The sequence below is a fragment of the Rummeliibacillus pycnus genome, from assembly GCF_044359855.1.
Classification (GTDB): domain Bacteria; phylum Bacillota; class Bacilli; order Bacillales_A; family Planococcaceae; genus Rummeliibacillus; species Rummeliibacillus pycnus_A.
The window spans coordinates 2,112,974-2,131,988 of record NZ_CP132291.1 but is presented as its reverse complement, the minus strand read 5'-3'; the positions used below and the strand labels follow the sequence as shown (position 1 = coordinate 2,131,988).

14 protein-coding genes are annotated in these 19,015 nt (G+C 38.0%); 13 read left to right on the top strand and 1 reads right to left on the bottom strand.

Annotated features, from left to right (window positions below):
* Window position 1 precedes the first annotated feature (1 nt).
* The 7 genes from purQ (at window position 2) to purD (ending at window position 9,005) form a co-directional block, all read left to right on the top strand.
* Window positions 2-688, top strand: coding sequence for a phosphoribosylformylglycinamidine synthase subunit PurQ (gene purQ / locus Q8X41_RS10400; RefSeq protein ID WP_397540136.1), 687 nt, complete (start codon window positions 2-4; stop codon window positions 686-688).
* Window positions 672-2,906, top strand: coding sequence for a phosphoribosylformylglycinamidine synthase subunit PurL (purL, locus tag Q8X41_RS10395; RefSeq protein WP_397540135.1), 2,235 nt, complete (start codon window positions 672-674; stop codon window positions 2,904-2,906). The genes purQ and purL overlap by 17 nt, the downstream gene beginning before the upstream one ends.
* The gene (gene purF, locus Q8X41_RS10390; protein WP_397540134.1) at window positions 2,882-4,303 is read left to right on the top strand and encodes an amidophosphoribosyltransferase; all 1,422 of its coding nucleotides are present in this window, start codon (window positions 2,882-2,884) and stop codon (window positions 4,301-4,303) included. The genes purL and purF overlap by 25 nt, the downstream gene beginning before the upstream one ends.
* A 17-nt stretch (window positions 4,304-4,320) precedes the next feature.
* Entirely contained in the window at window positions 4,321-5,376 is a 1,056-nt protein-coding gene (gene purM / locus Q8X41_RS10385; RefSeq protein WP_397540133.1) for a phosphoribosylformylglycinamidine cyclo-ligase, read from the top strand.
* The gene (purN, locus tag Q8X41_RS10380; RefSeq protein WP_397540132.1) at window positions 5,376-5,945 is read left to right on the top strand and encodes a phosphoribosylglycinamide formyltransferase; all 570 of its coding nucleotides are present in this window, start codon (window positions 5,376-5,378) and stop codon (window positions 5,943-5,945) included. The genes purM and purN overlap by 1 nt, the downstream gene beginning before the upstream one ends.
* A gap of 77 nt (window positions 5,946-6,022) precedes the next feature.
* Entirely contained in the window at window positions 6,023-7,558 is a 1,536-nt protein-coding gene (purH, locus tag Q8X41_RS10375) for a bifunctional phosphoribosylaminoimidazolecarboxamide formyltransferase/IMP cyclohydrolase (protein ID WP_397540131.1), read from the top strand.
* A gap of 193 nt (window positions 7,559-7,751) precedes the next feature.
* Window positions 7,752-9,005, top strand: a complete 1,254-nt coding sequence (gene purD, locus Q8X41_RS10370; protein ID WP_397540130.1) for a phosphoribosylamine--glycine ligase — start codon at window positions 7,752-7,754, stop codon at window positions 9,003-9,005.
* A 78-nt stretch (window positions 9,006-9,083) separates the two neighbouring features.
* On the opposite strand, the gene Q8X41_RS10365 is transcribed toward purD, so the two are convergent.
* Entirely contained in the window at window positions 9,084-9,860 is a 777-nt protein-coding gene (locus tag Q8X41_RS10365; RefSeq protein WP_397540129.1) for a hypothetical protein, read from the bottom strand.
* A 164-nt stretch (window positions 9,861-10,024) separates the two neighbouring features.
* Here Q8X41_RS10365 and Q8X41_RS10360 point away from each other — a divergent pair, with 164 nt between their 5' ends.
* From Q8X41_RS10360 to Q8X41_RS10335, 6 genes are all read left to right on the top strand, one after another.
* Entirely contained in the window at window positions 10,025-11,755 is a 1,731-nt protein-coding gene (locus Q8X41_RS10360; protein WP_397540128.1) for an adenine deaminase C-terminal domain-containing protein, read from the top strand.
* Window positions 11,756-11,960: 205 nt separating this feature from the next.
* Entirely contained in the window at window positions 11,961-12,278 is a 318-nt protein-coding gene (locus Q8X41_RS10355) for a YerC/YecD family TrpR-related protein (RefSeq protein ID WP_119414395.1), read from the top strand.
* A 179-nt stretch (window positions 12,279-12,457) separates the two neighbouring features.
* A complete protein-coding gene (locus tag Q8X41_RS10350; protein ID WP_397540127.1) occupies window positions 12,458-13,147 on the top strand; it encodes a heptaprenylglyceryl phosphate synthase in 690 nt (229 codons plus the stop codon).
* Between the two features lie 44 nt (window positions 13,148-13,191).
* Window positions 13,192-15,438 (top strand): DNA helicase PcrA, encoded by a 2,247-nt coding sequence (pcrA, locus tag Q8X41_RS10345; protein ID WP_397540126.1) that lies wholly within the window; start codon window positions 13,192-13,194, stop codon window positions 15,436-15,438.
* A 20-nt stretch (window positions 15,439-15,458) separates the two neighbouring features.
* Entirely contained in the window at window positions 15,459-17,465 is a 2,007-nt protein-coding gene (gene ligA / locus Q8X41_RS10340) for an NAD-dependent DNA ligase LigA (RefSeq protein WP_397540125.1), read from the top strand.
* A 16-nt stretch (window positions 17,466-17,481) separates the two neighbouring features.
* The gene (locus Q8X41_RS10335) at window positions 17,482-18,630 is read left to right on the top strand and encodes a CamS family sex pheromone protein (RefSeq protein ID WP_397540124.1); all 1,149 of its coding nucleotides are present in this window, start codon (window positions 17,482-17,484) and stop codon (window positions 18,628-18,630) included.
* Window positions 18,631-19,015 lie beyond the last annotated feature (385 nt).

The following is a 19,015-nucleotide window of genomic DNA, read 5'->3' as shown; positions in this document are numbered from 1 at the left end:
GATGAAATTCGCAGTACTCGTATTCCCAGGATCGAACTGTGATTTAGATATGTATCACGCGATTCAAGACGAACTCGGTGAAGAAGCAGAATACGTTTGGCATGATGCAACAGATTTAAGCGGGTATGACGGTATTTTATTGCCAGGGGGGTTCTCTTATGGAGATTCTCTTCGCTGTGGTGCAATTGCTCGTTTCTCAAATGTAATGGCTGAAGTCGTAAAAGCTGCAGAAGCTGGTAAGCCAGTACTTGGTGTATGTAATGGATTTCAAATTTTAACAGAAGCAGGGTTACTTCCAGGAGCTTTGTTACGAAACAAAAATCTTAAATTCATGTGCCGTACAGTAGATTTAAAAGTAGTGAACAATAACACATTATTTACAAACCAATATGATCAAGATGAAGTTATTCAAATACCAATTGCACACGGTGAAGGTAACTACTATTGTGATGAAGAAACCTTACAGCAACTAAAAGACAACAATCAAATCGTCTTTACGTATGAAGGTGAAAATCCAAATGGTAGTATTGAAGACATCGCTGGAATTATCAACGAAAAAGGGAATGTTCTTGGTATGATGCCTCATCCAGAACGTGCAGTGAATGAATTAATCGGTGGCGCAGATGGCCTAGCCTTATTCAAATCAATTGTCAAACAGTGGAGGGAATCATATGTCAACCAAGCTTGAACCAACAACAGAGCAAATTAAAGAGCAAAAGCTATACGCACAAATGGGCTTGTCAGACGAAGAATTTGCCTTAGTAGAGAATATTCTAGGACGCACACCAAACTGGACAGAGACAGGACTTTTCTCTGTTATGTGGTCTGAACATTGCTCTTATAAAAACTCCAAGCCTGTCCTTCGTAAATTCCCAACAAAAGGGCCTCGTGTATTACAGGGACCTGGTGAAGGGGCAGGAATTGTTGATATTGGCGATGAGCAAGCGGTTGTTTTCAAGATGGAATCACACAACCATCCTTCAGCAATTGAACCTTATCAAGGTGCTGCTACAGGTGTAGGCGGTATTATTCGCGACGTATTTTCAATGGGAGCTCGTCCCATTGCTATGTTAAACTCTCTACGTTTTGGTGAACTAGATGCATCAAAACGTGTCAAATATTTATTTGAAGAAGTCGTAGCAGGGATTGCAGGCTACGGTAACTGTATCGGAATTCCGACAGTTGGTGGAGAAATCCAATTTGACCCTTGCTATGAGGGAAATCCACTTGTGAATGCAATGTGCGTTGGTTTAATTGACCATAAGGATATTCAAAAAGGGATTGCTTCTGGTGTAGGCAACACGGTTATGTATGTTGGCGCTAAAACAGGTAGAGATGGTATTCACGGTGCAACATTTGCATCAGAAGAATTAAGTGAATCTTCAGAAGAAAAACGTCCAGCTGTCCAAGTAGGCGATCCATTTATGGAAAAACTGCTATTGGAAGCTTGCTTAGAACTTGTAAAGTTTGACTCACTTGTAGGTATTCAAGATATGGGTGCTGCTGGCCTTACATCATCTTCGGCAGAAATGGCTTCTAAAGCAGGTTTTGGTATAGAGATGGATTTAGACTTAGTACCACAACGTGAAACAAACATGACACCTTATGAAATGATGCTTTCAGAATCACAAGAACGTATGCTAATTGTTGTGAAAAAAGGGTATGAACAAGAAATCATCGACCTATTTGTAAAATACGGTTTAGATGCTGTAGCAATCGGGCATGTGACAGAAGATAAAATGCTTCGTCTTATTCATAAAGGTGAAGTAGTAGCAAATGTACCAGCAGATGCTTTAGCTGAAGATGCACCTGTGTATCACAAACCATTTGCAGTACCAGCATACTTCACTGAATTCCAACAAATGAAAAATGAAGAACCAACTGTAGAAAACTACAAAGAAACATTACTTGCACTTTTGAAGCAATCAACCATTGCATCAAAAGAATGGGTTTATGACCAATATGATTACCAAGTGCGTACATCAACAGTCGTAGCTCCAGGATCTGATGCAGCTGTTGTTCGTGTTCGTGGTACAAACAAAGGGCTTGCGATGACAACCGACTGTAACTCTCGTTATATTTATCTAAATCCAGAAGTAGGAGGCAAAATTGCAGTAGCTGAAGCAGCTCGTAATATTGTCTGCTCGGGTGGTAAGCCACTTGCAATTACAGACTGCCTAAACTTTGGAAATCCAGAAAAACCAGAGATCTTCTGGCAAATTGAAAAATCAGCAGATGGTATTTCTGCAGCATGTGAAGCTTTACAATCACCTGTTATTGGTGGGAATGTATCACTTTACAATGAACGTAGTGGTGTTGCAATTTATCCAACTCCTACAATTGGTATGGTTGGTTTAGTTGAAGACTTAGCACATACAACAACACAAAGCCTAAAAGCAGAAGGCGATTTGATCTATCTTATCGGTGAAACAAAAACGGAATTTGGCGGATCAGAGCTTCAAAAATTACAAAATAATGGACAAATTTTTGGTTTAGCGCCTTCAATTGATCTAACAATTGAAGCTACTAGACAAGAAGCATTATTAAAAGCAATCCAACTCGGCCTAGTCGAGTCAGCACATGATATCTCTGAGGGTGGACTTGCTGTTGCCTTAACAGAAAAAGCTTTTGGTACAGAATTTGGTGCAGAAGTAACTTTAAAAGGTTCTGCAGTTACTGCGTTATTTAGTGAATCTCAATCTCGTTTCTTAGTTTCAGTGAAAAAAGAAAATGCGGATGCATTCGAAGCAATTGTTGAAGATGCAGCTAAAATTGGAAATGTGTTAACTAATCCACAATTAGTTATTCGTGACGAAAATAGCGAAATCTTAATTGAAGGTTCAGTTTCGGAATTCCAAGATGCTTGGAAAGGGGCTATACCATGCTTGGTGAAATCAGAGGTTTAAATGAAGAATGTGGAGTGTTCGGGATTTGGGGACATCCAAATCCTGCACAAATGAGTTATTATGGCTTACATGCTCTTCAACATCGTGGTCAAGAAGGTGCTGGCATTGTTGTAACAGATGGCGAAAACTTACAAGCTGTGAAAGGTGAAGGCTTAGTTAACGAGGTCTTTACTGGCGATAAGCTAGATAAGCTTCAAGGAAAAGCAGCAATCGCACATGTTCGCTATGCAACTGCCGGTGGTGGAGGTATTGAAAACGTACAACCATTACTTTTCCACTCATCGACAGGCAGTCTTTCAATTGCACATAACGGAAATTTGGTAAATGCGAATCATCTGAAAAAGCACTTGGAACGACAAGGAAGTATTTTCCAAACAACTTCTGATACAGAAGCATTGGCGCATTTATTGAAACGAAGTGGTTTTGGCTCTATGAATGATCGTGCAAAAAATGCTTTGACTTTATTAAAAGGTGCGTATGCTTTTTTAATCATGACGGAGGATGAAATGTTAGTTGCTTTAGATCCTCATGGTTTACGTCCTTTATCACTTGGAAAACTTGATGGTGCTTGGGTAGTTGCTTCCGAAACTTGTGCCTTCGATATCATTGGAGCAGAGTTTGTTCGTGCTGTAGAACCAGGTGAATTAATCACAATCAATGATGAAGGATTGAAATCAGAGAAGTTTGCATACCCTGCAGAACGTGCAATTTGTACAATGGAATACGTTTATTTCTCTCGTCCTGACTCAGATATTGATGGCATCAATATCCATATGGCTCGTAAACGTTTAGGGAAACAGCTTGCGAAAGAAGTGAATATTGAAGCGGATGTTGTAACAGGTGTTCCAGACTCTAGTATTTCGGCTGCGATTGGTTTCTCTGAAGAAAGTGGTATTCCTTATGAATTAGGTTTAATTAAAAACCGCTATGTTGGCCGTACTTTTATCCAGCCTTCTCAAGAAATGCGAGAACGAGGCGTTAAGATGAAGCTTTCTCCTGTGAGACAAGTTGTTCAGGGCAAGAGAGTGATAATGGTGGATGACTCAATCGTTCGAGGTACGACTTCTAAAAGAATAGTTAATATGCTGAAGGAAGCAGGTGCCAAAGAGGTACATGTTGTCATTAGTTCACCGCCAATGACAAATCCTTGCTTTTACGGTATTGATACATCAACTCACGAAGAATTGATTGCTTCTAGTCACAACGTACAAGAAATTTGTGAAGCAATTGGAGCAGATTCGTTAACTTACTTATCTGTGGAAGGAATGGTTCAAGCCATTGGAAGAACGGATGAGGGCCAAAATTGTGGACATTGTCTAGCGTGCTTCACTGGTAAGTATCCTACAGAAATATTCCCAGATACTATCTTGCCACACGAAAAAGAATTGGTACATTAATTTGAGGAGGAAGAATCATGTCAAAAGCATATGAACAAGCAGGCGTAAACATCGAAGCAGGCTATGAAGCTGTACAACGTATGAAATCTCATGTTGAGCGTACAGCAAGAAAAGGCATCCTAGGTACATTTGGTGGCTTTGGTGGCATGTTTGATTTGTCCGAACTAAACTTAAAAGAACCAGTTCTGATTTCTGGAACAGATGGTGTTGGTACAAAATTAAAATTGGCCTTTATGACAGATAAACACGATACGATCGGGATTGACTGTGTAGCTATGTGCGTTAATGACATTGTAGCACAAGGGGCTGAACCACTTTATTTCTTGGATTATGTGGCAGTTGGTAAAGCAGAACCAGCGAAAATCGAACAGATTGTAAAAGGTGTGGCAGATGGTTGTGTGCAATCTGGAGCTGCTTTAATTGGTGGAGAAACTGCAGAGATGCCGGGCCTTTATGAAGAGAATGAATATGATTTAGCAGGTTTTGCAGTAGGTGCTACTGAAAAGGCAAATATCGTAACAGGTGAACGTATTACTGAAGGTGATGTTTTAGTTGGTCTTGCTTCTAGCGGTGTTCATTCAAATGGGTACTCACTTGTTCGTAAAATTGTATTTGCAGATGCTGGTATAACACCAGATGCAATTGTAGCGGGATTCGAAGATCTTGGCCCAATTGGCGAAGCGCTTCTTACACCAACGAAGATTTATGCAAAGCCAGTACTTGAAATGCTAAAAGAGTCTGATATACATGGTATGGCACATGTAACAGGAGGTGGCTTCTATGAAAACCTTCCACGTATGATGCCAGAAGGACTTGCAACTGAAATTGACTTAGGTACATGGCCGGTATTGCCAATCTTTGAATTTTTAAAACTACAAGGTAATTTACAACAACGTGATTTATATAATGTATTCAACATGGGGATTGGGTTTGTATTAGCCGTTCCCGCTTCTGAAGCTGGACGTTTAATCACAATCGCTGAACAATATGGTGAAAAAGCTTATACAATTGGTCGTGTCGTTAAAGGTGAAGGTGTTATTTTCAAAGGTGAACATGATGGGAGCTTAGCGTAATGAAAAAGCACGTATCAATCGCAGTATTTGCTTCTGGGAGTGGAACAAACTTCCAAGCTATTCAAAATACTATCGAACGTGGTCAGCTAAATGCAAAAATTGAATTAGTGGTTACAGATCAACCAGGTGCATATGTGGCAAAACGAGCTGCTGAAAAAGGTATTCCTGTCTTAGCATTGAATCCGAAAGACTTTGATTCGAAAGAAGCTTATGAATATGAAGTGTTAAATGCTTTGAAAGAGAATCAGGTTGAATGGCTAGTGCTTGCAGGTTATATGCGATTAATTGGTGATACGTTACTCTCTGCCTATCCTTCAAAAATAGTTAATATCCATCCATCTTTACTACCAGCATTTCCTGGAAAAGATGCCATTGGTCAAGCAATGGCTCATGGTGTGAAAATTACTGGAGTCACAGTTCATTATGTAGATGAAGGTATGGATACTGGTACGATTATTATGCAAAGAGCCGTGAATGTGATTGACGGTGATCGTGAGAAGACAGAGAGAACAATTCATGAAGTAGAACATGAGATTTATCCAGCTGCATTGCAATCATTATTAGTTTAACAATGGTGACGAATGTCACCGGAACTTACATACCAACACAAACAACTGTTGGCTTTACAACTAAGGAGGAAATTATTGTGACGAAACGTGCATTAATCAGTGTCTCTGATAAATCAGGCATCTTAGAATTTGCGAAAGAATTAGAGGCATTGGACTACGAAATTTTATCAACTGGTGGTACGAAAAAACATTTACAAGAAAACGGAGTAACTGTTACATCTGTAGATGAAGTAACAAAATTCCCTGAAATCTTAGGTGGACGTGTTAAAACATTGAACCCAATGATTCACGGTGGCCTTCTTGCAAAATATGATGATCCTGAGCATCAAGCACAAATGCAAGAACATGGCATCGAACCAATCGAAATTGTATGTGTAAACCTTTATCCATTCGTTGAAACGATTTCAAAACCAAACGTTGAATTTTCTGATGCGATTGAAAATATCGATATCGGTGGTCCTACAATGCTACGCTCAGCTGCGAAAAACCAAAACTACGTAACAGTAATCGTAGATTCAAATGACTACGATGCTGTACTTGCAGAGTTAAAAGCAGAAGGTCATACAACGCTTGAAACACGTCGTCGTTTAGCAGCAAAAGTATTCCGTCATACAGCAGCGTATGATTCATATATTTCAAATTACTTAACAAACTACGTTGGTGAAGAGTTCCCAGATCAACTAACACTAACTTATGAATTAAAACAACCTCTTCGCTACGGTGAAAATCCTCACCAAAAAGCAGCATTCTATCAAAAACGTTTAGCATCTGATTTCTCTATCGCATATGCCGAACAATTACATGGTAAAGAACTTTCCTACAACAATATTCAAGATGCAAATGCAGCACTTCAAATCATTAAAGAGTTCAAACAACCAGCAGCAGTTGCAGTTAAACATATGAATCCATGTGGTGTTGGTATCGGTGAAACGATTGCGGAAGCATTTAACGAAGCGTACGAAGCAGATTCAACATCAATTTTTGGTGGTATCGTTGCACTGAACCGTGAAGTAGATGCAGAAACAGCTGAAAAACTTTCTGGGATTTTCCTGGAAATTATTATTGCTCCTGCATATACAGACGAAGCAATCGAAAAATTAACAGTGAAGAAAAACATTCGTCTACTTAAAATCTCTTTCGAACAACAAAAACGCGATCAATTCAATACAGTATCTGTTGAAGGTGGTTTACTAATTCAAGAACCAGACCGTAAAGGCTTTGACGAAGCAGATATCCAAGTAACGACAGACCGCGAACCAACTGAAAAAGAATGGGAAGCATTAAAACTTGGCTGGTCCGTAGTTAAGCATGTAAAATCAAATGCTATTGTTGTAACAGATGATAAAATGACACTTGGCGTAGGTGCTGGTCAAATGAATCGTGTAGGTTCTGCTAAAATTGCTTTAGAACAAGCAGGTGAAAAGGCAAAAGGAGCAGCATTAGCATCAGACGCATTCTTCCCAATGCCAGATACAGTAGAAGAAGCTGCAAAAGCAGGTATTACTGCTATCATCCATCCAGGAGGCTCAAAACGCGACCAAGATTCAATCGATGTTGCAAACAAATACGGTATCACAATGGTAACTACTGGAGTAAGACATTTTAAACACTAAACACTAGCGGCTTTGAGGGGATGTAGTCCCCTCAAAAGCCGTTGGTACGAAGTAACGAAGTAATGCAGACTTCAAGTAAAGCTACGCAGGGAGACTGTAGTTAGAACATTTTACTGAAAATGTTAACAAATATTTCATAAAAAGAACACGCCCGCAAGTTGAGCGTGTTTTCTTTACATAAGGAGGATTCCCGTTGAATATTTTAGTTATAGGCGGTGGAGGTCGTGAACATGCTATTGCCAAGCAATTTGCACAATCACCATCTGTTGAAAAGGTATTTGTCGCACCAGGAAATGATGGTATGGAGCAAGATGTAATATGTGTGAACATCGCAACAACAGATTTTGAAGCATTAATCAAATTTGCAAAAGAAAATGAAATTGATTTAACATTTGTTGGTCCTGAACAACCACTTGCAGAAGGAATTGTTGATGCATTCAATGGACAAGATTTACTTATCTTTGGACCAACTAAAGCAGCAGCTCAAATTGAAGGAAGTAAATCCTTTGCGAAAGAATTAATGCAGAAATATAATATTCCAACAGCTGCTTATGCTACTTTCACAGATGCTGATCAAGCAGTAGCATACATTCAAAAAATGGGTGCTCCGATTGTTGTAAAAGCAGATGGCCTTGCTGCTGGGAAAGGCGTTATTGTTGCAATGAGTGAACAAGAAGCAATCGATGCGGTTCATGATATGATTGGTAATCAACGATTCGGTGATTCTTCCTCCAAAGTTGTTATTGAAGAATTTTTAGACGGTGAGGAATTCTCCTATATGTCATTTGTTCATAATGGACAAATTTATCCAATGGTTATTGCACAAGATCATAAACGAGCTTATGACGGAGATAAAGGTCCGAATACAGGTGGAATGGGTGCGTATTCTCCAGTACCGCAAATTTCTGAAGAAATGGTGACACGTGCATATAATGAGATTGTTGGACCAACAGTACAAGCAATGTCTGCAGAAGGAAAGCCTTTTACGGGTATTTTATATGCAGGATTAATCTTGACGCATGATGGTCCAAAGGTAATTGAGTTTAACGCCCGTTTCGGTGATCCTGAAACTCAAGTAGTGCTACCAAGAATGACTTCAGATTTTGGGGAATTTATGATGGCACTAATGAATGGAGAGCCATTTAATCTTACATGGTCTGACGAATCGATGTTAGGTGTCGTCATTGCTTCTGATGATTATCCTGGCGATGTTACAAAAGGGAATCCATTACCTCCTTTAAAGCAGCTTTCACGACATTTCGAAGTATTTCATGCAGGAACCAAACGTATAGATGAACAATATGTAGGCAATGGTGGACGTGTTTTATTAGTAGCCGCAAAAGCACCATCATTAAAAGAAGCACAAGAAAAAGTATATCAAGGGTTGGCAAAAGAAGAATGGAACGGCTTTTTCTACCGGAGAGATATTGGTTGGAGAACGATGTAATACATGGCATGTGGAGTTGACTAATATAAAAGTGACGCACAGCAAAAAACTGCCCGAATGATGTTCGGGCAGTTTGCATCATGATTGTCCTGTCGTACCTTTAGGTTTCGATTGTTGCTTGTTCGTTTGCTGATTCGAATTCGATTGTTGCTTATTCGTTTGCTGATTTGAATTTGGCTGTTGGTTAGAGTTAGACTGATTATTTGAGCCGGCTGGCTGATTAGCATTAGCTTGCTGATTATTTTGGGTGTTTTGTTGCTGGTTATTTGATGTGTTTGACGTCGAAGTACCAGCAAAGTCTTTCATCAATTGAGCAACATCTATAGGATTCGTGTTAGAATCTGATCCTGTACCAGATGAAGAACCACCACCCATACTTCCCATAACAGCTGAAGCAACGGCACCTAATCCTGACCCAGTTGAAGAGGAGCCCGATGAAGAGCTCGATGAAGAGCTTCCACCCATATTTCCCATAACAGCTGAAGCAACGGCACCTAATCCTGACCCAGCTGAAGAAGAACCAGATGAAGAAGAACCAGATGAAGAGCCTCCGCTCATACCACCCATAGCACTCGAAGCAGCGGCACCTAATCCTGAACCACCTGAAGAGGCGTTAGAATTGCTTGATTGAAATTCGTTCATTATAGAAGTTAATGAATTGTTTAAAATCGCCTTTGTAGGACAATATTTTAGAATTCCTTCTGCCATTTTCATAGCTCCCAAAACAACCATTGCTCTACCACGCATACAATCAGGTTTACGAGAAAGTTTAGCTACACCAAATGCTGTCAAACTAGCACCCCATGCGAATCGACAAAAAGCATTCCGAGTACTTAAATTTTCATCTAATGCCATCATTTTAACCTCCAGTTGAAAAGTAATTATTCAAATCATAATGCTTTGCTTTCCTAAAGTGCTATGATACGATTACCTTATAATACAAAAAATTCAAATTGAATTTCATTTACAAAATAATCATGGCAAAAAAGCACACACTTTACAGAAAGGAGATGGATGCAATGCTAGAACCAGCATGGAAAATTGGGGAAATAAGACAGCAAGTAGCTGTAATAGATGGTAAGGTAGCACCCAGCATTGTAATAACCAACGCACGTTATTTACATAGCATGTATAAACGATGGATGCAGGGAAATATTTGGATTTTAGGGGATCGCATTATTTATGCAGGTCCTAAAATGCCAGTTAATATAAAGGGGACAGAAATCGTAGATGCGAAGGGACAAACAATTGTTCCAGGCTATATCGAACCACATGTACATCCATTTCAACTTTATAATCCCCAAACATTAGCAGATTATTCTACACAATTGGGAACTACTACATTCCTATCAGATAATATGACGTTCTTTTTAGAACTCAGTAACAAGAAAGCGTTTTCAATTTTAGATCAACTAAAGCAACTACCATTTTCATTTTATTGGTGGGTTCGTTTTGATTCGCAAACAGAATTATTTCATGAACATGATTTATTTACAACAACCACTATTCATGAATGGCTGGAACGCCGAGATGTGTTACTAGGAGGCGAATTAACTGGTTGGCCAAGATTAGTAGCTGGTGATGACCAAATGCTTTATTGGTTACAAGCTGCAAAAGCTTATTGCAAAAAAATTGAAACGCATTTACCAGGAGCATCTTCTCGGACTTTATCACGATTGAAACTATTTGGTGCAGATGGTGACCATGAGTCAATGACTGTTGAAGAAGTGGAGAACCGAATTCTACATGGTTATGCAGTAACATTGAGACATTCATCTATTCGCCCAGATTTGCCAAATTTATTAAAGGATATTTTAGACAAGAAATTAGATATCTTTGATCACCTAATGATGACAACAGATGGAGCGACACCATCATTTTATGAAGACGGTATTATGGATAAATGTATTCAAGTTGCGCTCGATGCAGGTGTAGATCCAATTGATGCATATCAAATGGCTTCTTATAATGTAGCGCGATATTATAATATGACCGATGTACATGGCTTTATAGCGACTGGTCGCTATGCAACATTGAATATTTTACAAGATGAATATCATCCTATACCTGTGAGCGTCTTGTCAAAAGGCGTATGGCTCAAACGTGATGGACAAAAGGTTCTCTCTTTAGAAGGTACTGATTTTTCAACATTAGGTTCTTTAGATTTAGATTTTGATTTATCAGAAGAAGATTGCCAGTTTTCAATGCCATTTGGTATTGAGATGGTCAATGATGTTATCACAAAACCATATAAAGTATCTGTCCATACAAATGATGGACATTTAAGTGAGGAACATGATGAATGCTATTTAATGCTTGTCGATCGTCAAGGTAAATGGCGTGTGAATACATTGATTAAAGGTTTTGCAAACAAACTTCAAGGATTCGCTTCTTCTTATTCTTGCACAGGAGATATTATTTTAATCGGTAAAGATGTTCAAGCAATGCTTCATGCATTCCATGTTATGAAAAAGATGGATGGTGGAATTGTCATTGTAGAAAATGGTGAAGTAGTAGAAAGCTTGCCATTACCACTTGGTGGTTGTTTGTCTGTAGAGCCAGTAGAAAAGCTAATTGAGCAAGAAAAAGCATTGAAAACAGCCTTAGCAGAACGAGGTTATCATCATGGAGATGCAATCTATACTCTATTATTCTTGCAATCGACACACTTACCTTATATTAGAATCACGCAGCGAGGTATTTTCGATGTAATGAAGAAAAAAGTATTATTTCCATCAGTTATGAGATAGTAGTGCTTTAAAGCGTTAAATTGAAATCGGTGACTACATGATGGTAAAATATAAATGATAATAGTTAGTTGTTATAGGGTAGCGGCGAACTCGTAGACGTGTTACAATCATGTATGTTTTGTCCATCATGGGATCACCCTAAACCTTCCAATCCTGGACGAGAAAATATCGTTAGGCACCCGAATAGGGAGGAGGAAAATTATTTATGCAAATCGAGAAAATTAAAGGCCATCAAACAGACCAATTGTTCAAAGCCGTTTTAGAGTTAAATAATATTGAAGAGTGCTATAAGTTTTTTGATGATTTATGCACAATTAGTGAAATCCAATCATTAGCACAACGTTTTGAAGTTGCTCATCTTTTACGCTTGAAAAAAACGTATGAAACCATAAAAAAAGAAACAGGAGCATCTACTGCGACAATATCCCGCGTGCGCAGATGTTTTGATTATGGTAATGATACGTATGACGAAATGTTAGGTCGTCTTTATCCTGACGAAAAACCCTTTCAAGCACCTAAATAAGGTGCATTACCGTTTAACATGGATTAAATAACTGAACAGATTCTGTTCAGTTTTTTCCTTTTTAAGCCGGTTGCTAACTAGATGATGAAAATTCTTCTACCCGCCTTTCGCAGATAGTAGCGAAAGGCTTGTTTTGTGTATACTGTTCATAGAAAGAAATTTAGATAGGTGGGTAATTCATGGAGATAAAAAACTGGCAGCATGTGTTCAAGGTGGATCCAGCAAAAAATATAACAGATGAAGCATTAGAAGCATTATGTGAATCAGGTACAGATGCCATAATTGTAGGAGGATCTGACGATGTAACAATTGATAGCGTGTTAGATTTACTTGCTCGCATTCGTCGTTTTACAGTTCCAGTAGCTTTAGAAATATCTAACTTAGAATCAGTAACACCAGGTTATGATTATTATTTAATTCCTACAGTTTTAAATAGCACGGACACAACTTGGGTAAAAGATTTACATCATGAAGCGATAAAAGCATACGGCGATGTAATGATGTGGGACGAGCTAATAGCTGAAGGATATTGTATCTTAAATAGTAATTGTAAAGCAGCGAAATTATCCAGTGCCAAAACAGACTTAGATCAAGATGATGTGGTTGCATATGCAAGAATGGCCGAAAACTACTTTAGACTTCCTGTTTTTTATATGGAGTATAGTGGCGCATATGGAGACCCACAATTAGTGGAAATAATTAGCCAAGAATTACAACAAACCCAATTAATTTATGGTGGTGGCATTACTTCTGCAGCTCAAGCGGAAGAAATGGCAGAATTCGCAGATACAATTGTTGTAGGAAATATCATTTATGACGATTTAAAAAGTGCATTACAAACAGTAAAAGCAGTGAAAGATAAAAAATAATATAGTATAATTAAGAACAAATGTTTGTGTAAAGGTGGTGCGTTATGGAACAGCTAACGAAGAACTTAATAAAAGGTATGAATAATGAACAAGAAGAAGCTGTCAAAACGACAGAGGGACCGCTACTTATAATGGCGGGTGCTGGCTCTGGTAAAACGCGCGTGCTAACTCATCGTATCGCATATTTAGTTATTGAAAAACAAGTATATCCCTCTAAAATCTTAGCGATTACATTTACTAATAAAGCAGCACGTGAAATGAGAGAAAGAATTGATGGACTACTTGGTAACGGCACTGGAGAACGCATGTGGGTTTCAACTTTCCACTCTATGTGCGTACGTATCTTAAGAAGAGATATCGATCGAATTGGCTTCAACAAAAACTTCTCAATTCTTGATACATCTGATCAACTCACAGTGATTAAAAATGCTTTAAAGGAACTAAATATAGACTCGAAACGATTTGACCCACGTTCAATGTTAAATGCTATTAGCTCAGCAAAAAATGAATGTATTGATGTTCAAGCATATCAAGCACAAGTAAACGAATCTAATCCTTACGAACGCACAGTAGCGCAAGTATATGAAAATTACCAAAAACGTTTGCGCAAAAATCAATCACTCGATTTCGATGATTTGATCATGCAAACGATTCGTTTATTTGAAGAAGTACCTGATGTATTGGAACATTATCAAAATCGTTTCCAATATATCCATGTGGATGAATATCAAGATACCAACCATTCACAATACCGTTTAGTGCAAATGCTAGCAAAGAAATTCCAAAATATTTGTGTAGTAGGAGATTCTGACCAATCCATTTATCGTTGGCGTGGTGCGGATATACAGAACATTTTATCTTTCGAAAAAGATTATCCGACTGCTAAAGCAATTATGCTTGAGCAAAATTATCGTTCTACTTCTCGCATCTTACAAGCGGCTAATGACGTCATAAAAAATAACGCCAGTCGTTATCCAAAAAAACTTCGTACAGATAACGAGGAAGGCGAGAAAATTTCGCTCTGTCGCTCATATGACGAAAAGCAAGAAGCTCAATTTGTCGTTAAAACTATTCAAGAGTTAATGGAAAAAGAAAATCGCTCATTAGATGATTTTGCTATTTTGTATCGTACAAATGCACAATCTCGTGTAATGGAAGAAATGCTAGTGAAATCGAATATGGAATATACCATTGTCGGTGGCACAAAGTTCTATGATCGTAAAGAAATCAAGGACTTACTCGCATATCTACGTTTAATTGCTAATAATGATGATGATTTATCTTTAGCACGTATTATTAACGAACCGAAACGTAGCATTGGTGCAACATCATTTGAACGCATGGCACAATATGCAATTGATCAAGATCGTTCTATTTTCGACGCATTAAAAGAAGTTGATTTTATGGGATTATCGGCAAAAGCTACAAATGCAGCAATTGCTTTCCACACAATGATTTCGAACTTTACTAAAATGCAAGAATTTATGTCTGTATCAGAATTAGTAGAAGAAGTTCTTGATAAATCAGGATATCGTGACATGCTGAGAAATGAAAAAACAATTGAAGCGGAAAGTCGTTTAGAAAATATCAATGAATTTCTATCTGTTACAAAGGCTTTTGAAGATCAAAGCGATGATAAATCATTAGTAGCATTCTTAACAGATTTAGCATTGATTGCAGATATTGATTCACTTGATAAGGAAGACGAGTCAAAAGGTTCAATCGTATTAATGACGATGCACTCTGCAAAAGGTCTAGAGTTCCCAGTAGTCTTCATCATCGGAATGGAAGAAAACATTTTCCCACACTCACGATCATTGCAAGATGAAGATGAAATGGAAGAAGAACGCCGTTTAGCCTATGTAGGAATAACTCGTGCAGAACAACGTCTATACTTAACTTGTGCACAATCTCGTACAATTTTTGGCCGTAGTAGCTATAATCGTCCATCACGTTTCTTACAAGAAATCGGAATGGAAATACTCGAAGAAGTTTCAACGAATGAACATTCTTCAAGTATGAACAATAGCTTTGGTTCGTCCAAACGTCGCCCATCAAGTTATACTGCACCACAAACACGTAAAACGATTATTACACCAACTTATAAACAAACTGGTGGAGACCAAATAGGCTGGAAAGCTGGCGATAAAGCCTCACACAAAAAATGGGGAATCGGTACTGTTGTTGGAGTACGTGGTGAAGGCGAAAATACCGAATTAGATATTGCATTCCCAAGCCCAACTGGTATTAAACGATTATTAGCGAAATTCGCACCAATCGAAAAAGTCTAAGCATATATGGAGGAAAAAGAATGGATAGAATTCAATTGGAAAAGCGTGTAGCAGAGTTAAATCAGCTTCTTCATGAATATGGACATGCCTATTATGTATTAGATAACCCGGTTGTACCGGATGCAATTTATGACCAACTTCTACATGAACTAATTGCATTAGAAAAAAAAAATCCTGATTTAATCTATCCAGATTCACCAACTCAACGCGTGGGTGGGGAAATATTATCTGGTTTCCAAAAAGTGACGCACCAATATCCAATGCTAAGTTTAGGTAATACATTTAACGAAAGCGATTTGAATGATTTTGACCGTCGCGTTCGATCTGTAATTGGAGATCATTTCTCTTATGTATGTGAATTGAAAATTGATGGTTTAGCTATTTCATTACGTTATGAAGATGGAGTTTTCATCCAAGGGGCAACCCGAGGTAATGGTACAATTGGTGAAGATATTACTGAAAATCTAAAAACAGTCCACTCTGTACCACTTCGTTTAAAAGAGCCAATCACAATTGAGGCACGTGGTGAATGTTATATGCCTAAACGTTCATTTACTAATCTAAACAAAGCTCGAGCCGAAAAAGGTGAAGAACTATTTGCTAATCCTCGTAATGCGGCAGCAGGCTCTTTACGTCAACTAGATCCTAAAATTGCGGCAAGTCGTAACTTAGCTACATTTATCTATGCAATTGGAGGTAGCGGTGAAGCCTATGGTTTAACAAGTCATAGTGAAGCGCTAAATTATATGGATCAGCTAGGCTTCCAAACAAATCATGAACGACGCAATTGCAAAGACATACAAGAAGTGATGGCTTATATTGAAGAGTGGACAGAAAAGCGATCAACATTACCATACGAAATTGATGGTATTGTTATAAAAGTAGATCACTATGCGCAACAAGCTGAATTAGGGAACACTGTGAAAGTTCCAAGGTGGTCAATCGCGTATAAATTCCCTGCAGAAGAAGTTGTAACTACTGTGCTAGATATCGATTTAACAGTTGGACGTACTGGTGTTGTTACTCCTACTGCTATTTTAGAGCCTGTACTAGTTGCAGGAACTACGGTACAACGTGCTACTTTGCATAATGAAGATATTATCCGTGAAAAGGATGTTCGTATCGGAGATAAAGTCATTATTCGTAAGGCTGGCGATATTATCCCAGAAGTTGTGTCTGTATTATTCGACCAACGAGGTGAAGATATCGAACCTTTTGCGATGCCATCTCATTGCCCTGTATGCGAAAGTGAATTAGTCCGCATTGAAGATGAAGTCGCTCTACGTTGCGTTAATCCACAATGTTTTGCGCAAATATCAGAAGGTATGGCGCATTTCGTATCACGTAATGCAATGAATATTGATGGCTGTGGTGAAAAAGTTGTAGAACAATTATTAAAATCTGAGCTTGTAAAAGACGTGTCTGATTTATATCATCTACAAGTAGAAGAGCTGGTTCAGCTTGATCGTATGGGGGAGAAATCTGCAACCAATTTAGTCGATGCCGTTGCAGAGTCTAAAAAGAACTCACTAGAGCGATTATTATTTGGACTAGGTATACGTCATGTGGGTGCAAAAGCGGCAAAATTAATAGCTGAAGAGTTTGAAACAATGGACCGATTAATGACTGTTACTGATGAAGAATTAGTCAATGTTTTTGAAATTGGAGAAAAAATGGCGGACTCTATTGTTTCATATTTTGAAAGTGAAGATGTACAAGCATTAATCATACGTTTACGTGAAGCTGGCGTTAACATGACATACTTAGGTAAAAAAGTAAACGCAGAAGAAATAGAAAGTGCATTTTCAGGGAAAATAATAGTGTTAACTGGTAAATTGGAACAATTGACACGCCAGGATGCAAAAGAGAAAATAGAAGAGCTAGGTGGAAAAGTAACAGGTAGCGTAAGTAAAAAAACGGACCTCGTTATTGCCGGAGCAGAGGCAGGCTCAAAACTCACAAAAGCTGAACAATTAGGCATTGAAGTGTGGAATGAAGACCGTCTCATTGAAGAATTAACTGAGTAAAGGAGCTTTCAAGACAATGAACCGACTTCGCTGGATACCAGCTATGGTTGTAACAGCTATGCTAGCAGGCTGTAGTTTACCTTCTTTAACAAAAGATTCAACCGTTGTGCAATCAAACAATTCAAAAGATAAAGAAGAAACAACAATCATTCCTAGTATGCAAATTGATAACCAATACTACCGTACACTTTTACCTTATAAAGAAAGTGCAAGTAGAGGTTTGATTGTTTCAAATATTAATACAAAATATGATATAAAAGAGGCAGAAAGTGGTCTATTACGCTTATCTCAGCAAGCATTTGATCCAGATAAATATTTCTTCCAAGAAGGACAATATTTAGATAAGAATACTGTGAATTCATGGCTTGCGCGTAGTTCCCAAGATCCTGCTGGTTTAAATCCAAAAACGACAAAAAATATGTCTCCAACAGAACGTGCAAAAACTGCACCAATTTACTTGGCACATATTGTAGAACAAAACTACTTACAAAAAACAGGTAAGAACAAAGTAAAACTAGCAGGCGTATCGATTGGACTTGCATTGAATTCTGTTTACTACTACCAAAAAGAACAATATGGTGCAACCTATGAGGAACCCATACCACAATCTATTCTAGATGCACAAGGTAAGAAAATTGCAGCTCAAGTAGTAAAACGTTTACGTCAAATAGATGGACTATCAGAAGTTCCGATTACTGTTGGTCTATTTAAACAACAAAGCCGATCTGCAATCGTACCAGGAACATACTTTGCTTACACAAATGTTGATCAAGGGAGCGCTCAAATTAAAGATTGGAAAAAAATCAATGAGCAATATGTTCTCTTCCCAACAAGTGATGCAAACAATAATTACCGAGATATTAACGAAAACTTTAACTATTTCAAACAAGACATTGATAAGTATTTCTCTAACTATACCAATATCGTTGGTACTGGATTCTATCAAAATAATAAGATTCAAAAGCTAGAAATCCAAATTCCTATAAAATTCTATGGATCATCAGAAATTATTGGTTTCACACAATATATGTCTGGGGAAGTAATGGATCAATTCCCTAAAGGTTTACAAGTAGAAGTGAATGTTACATCTATTAATGGACCAGAAGCATTAGTGGTCAAAGAAGCAAATTCAGACCAACCATATATCCATATTTACAATGACTAAATAATAAAGAGAGGTTGACCCTAAAGCAATACTTGTAGGGAACAACCTCTTTTTTTAAGAATGAATAAGTGTTAATAAATAGTAAAACTATTAGGTTCTATGCTATTTGTTGAGGCGTTCACATAATTTAGCGAGAAGCAGTAGAAAAGTGGAGATGACTGCTCCGACATTCCTGTATTTAACACTTTATAAAGAACTAACTTTTCTTTGTGCCAATTAAATGTATAATTTTAAATGGGTCAATTTTTCAAATAAATATGGAAATAATGAAATTTGAACAATGCACATGACCACTAAGGGAATCAAACCCTTTATTTTCAAGCATTCAAACGCACTTTAGTTGAAGGAAGTGTCTTGCACATTTCTTTAGAATAATGATATTATT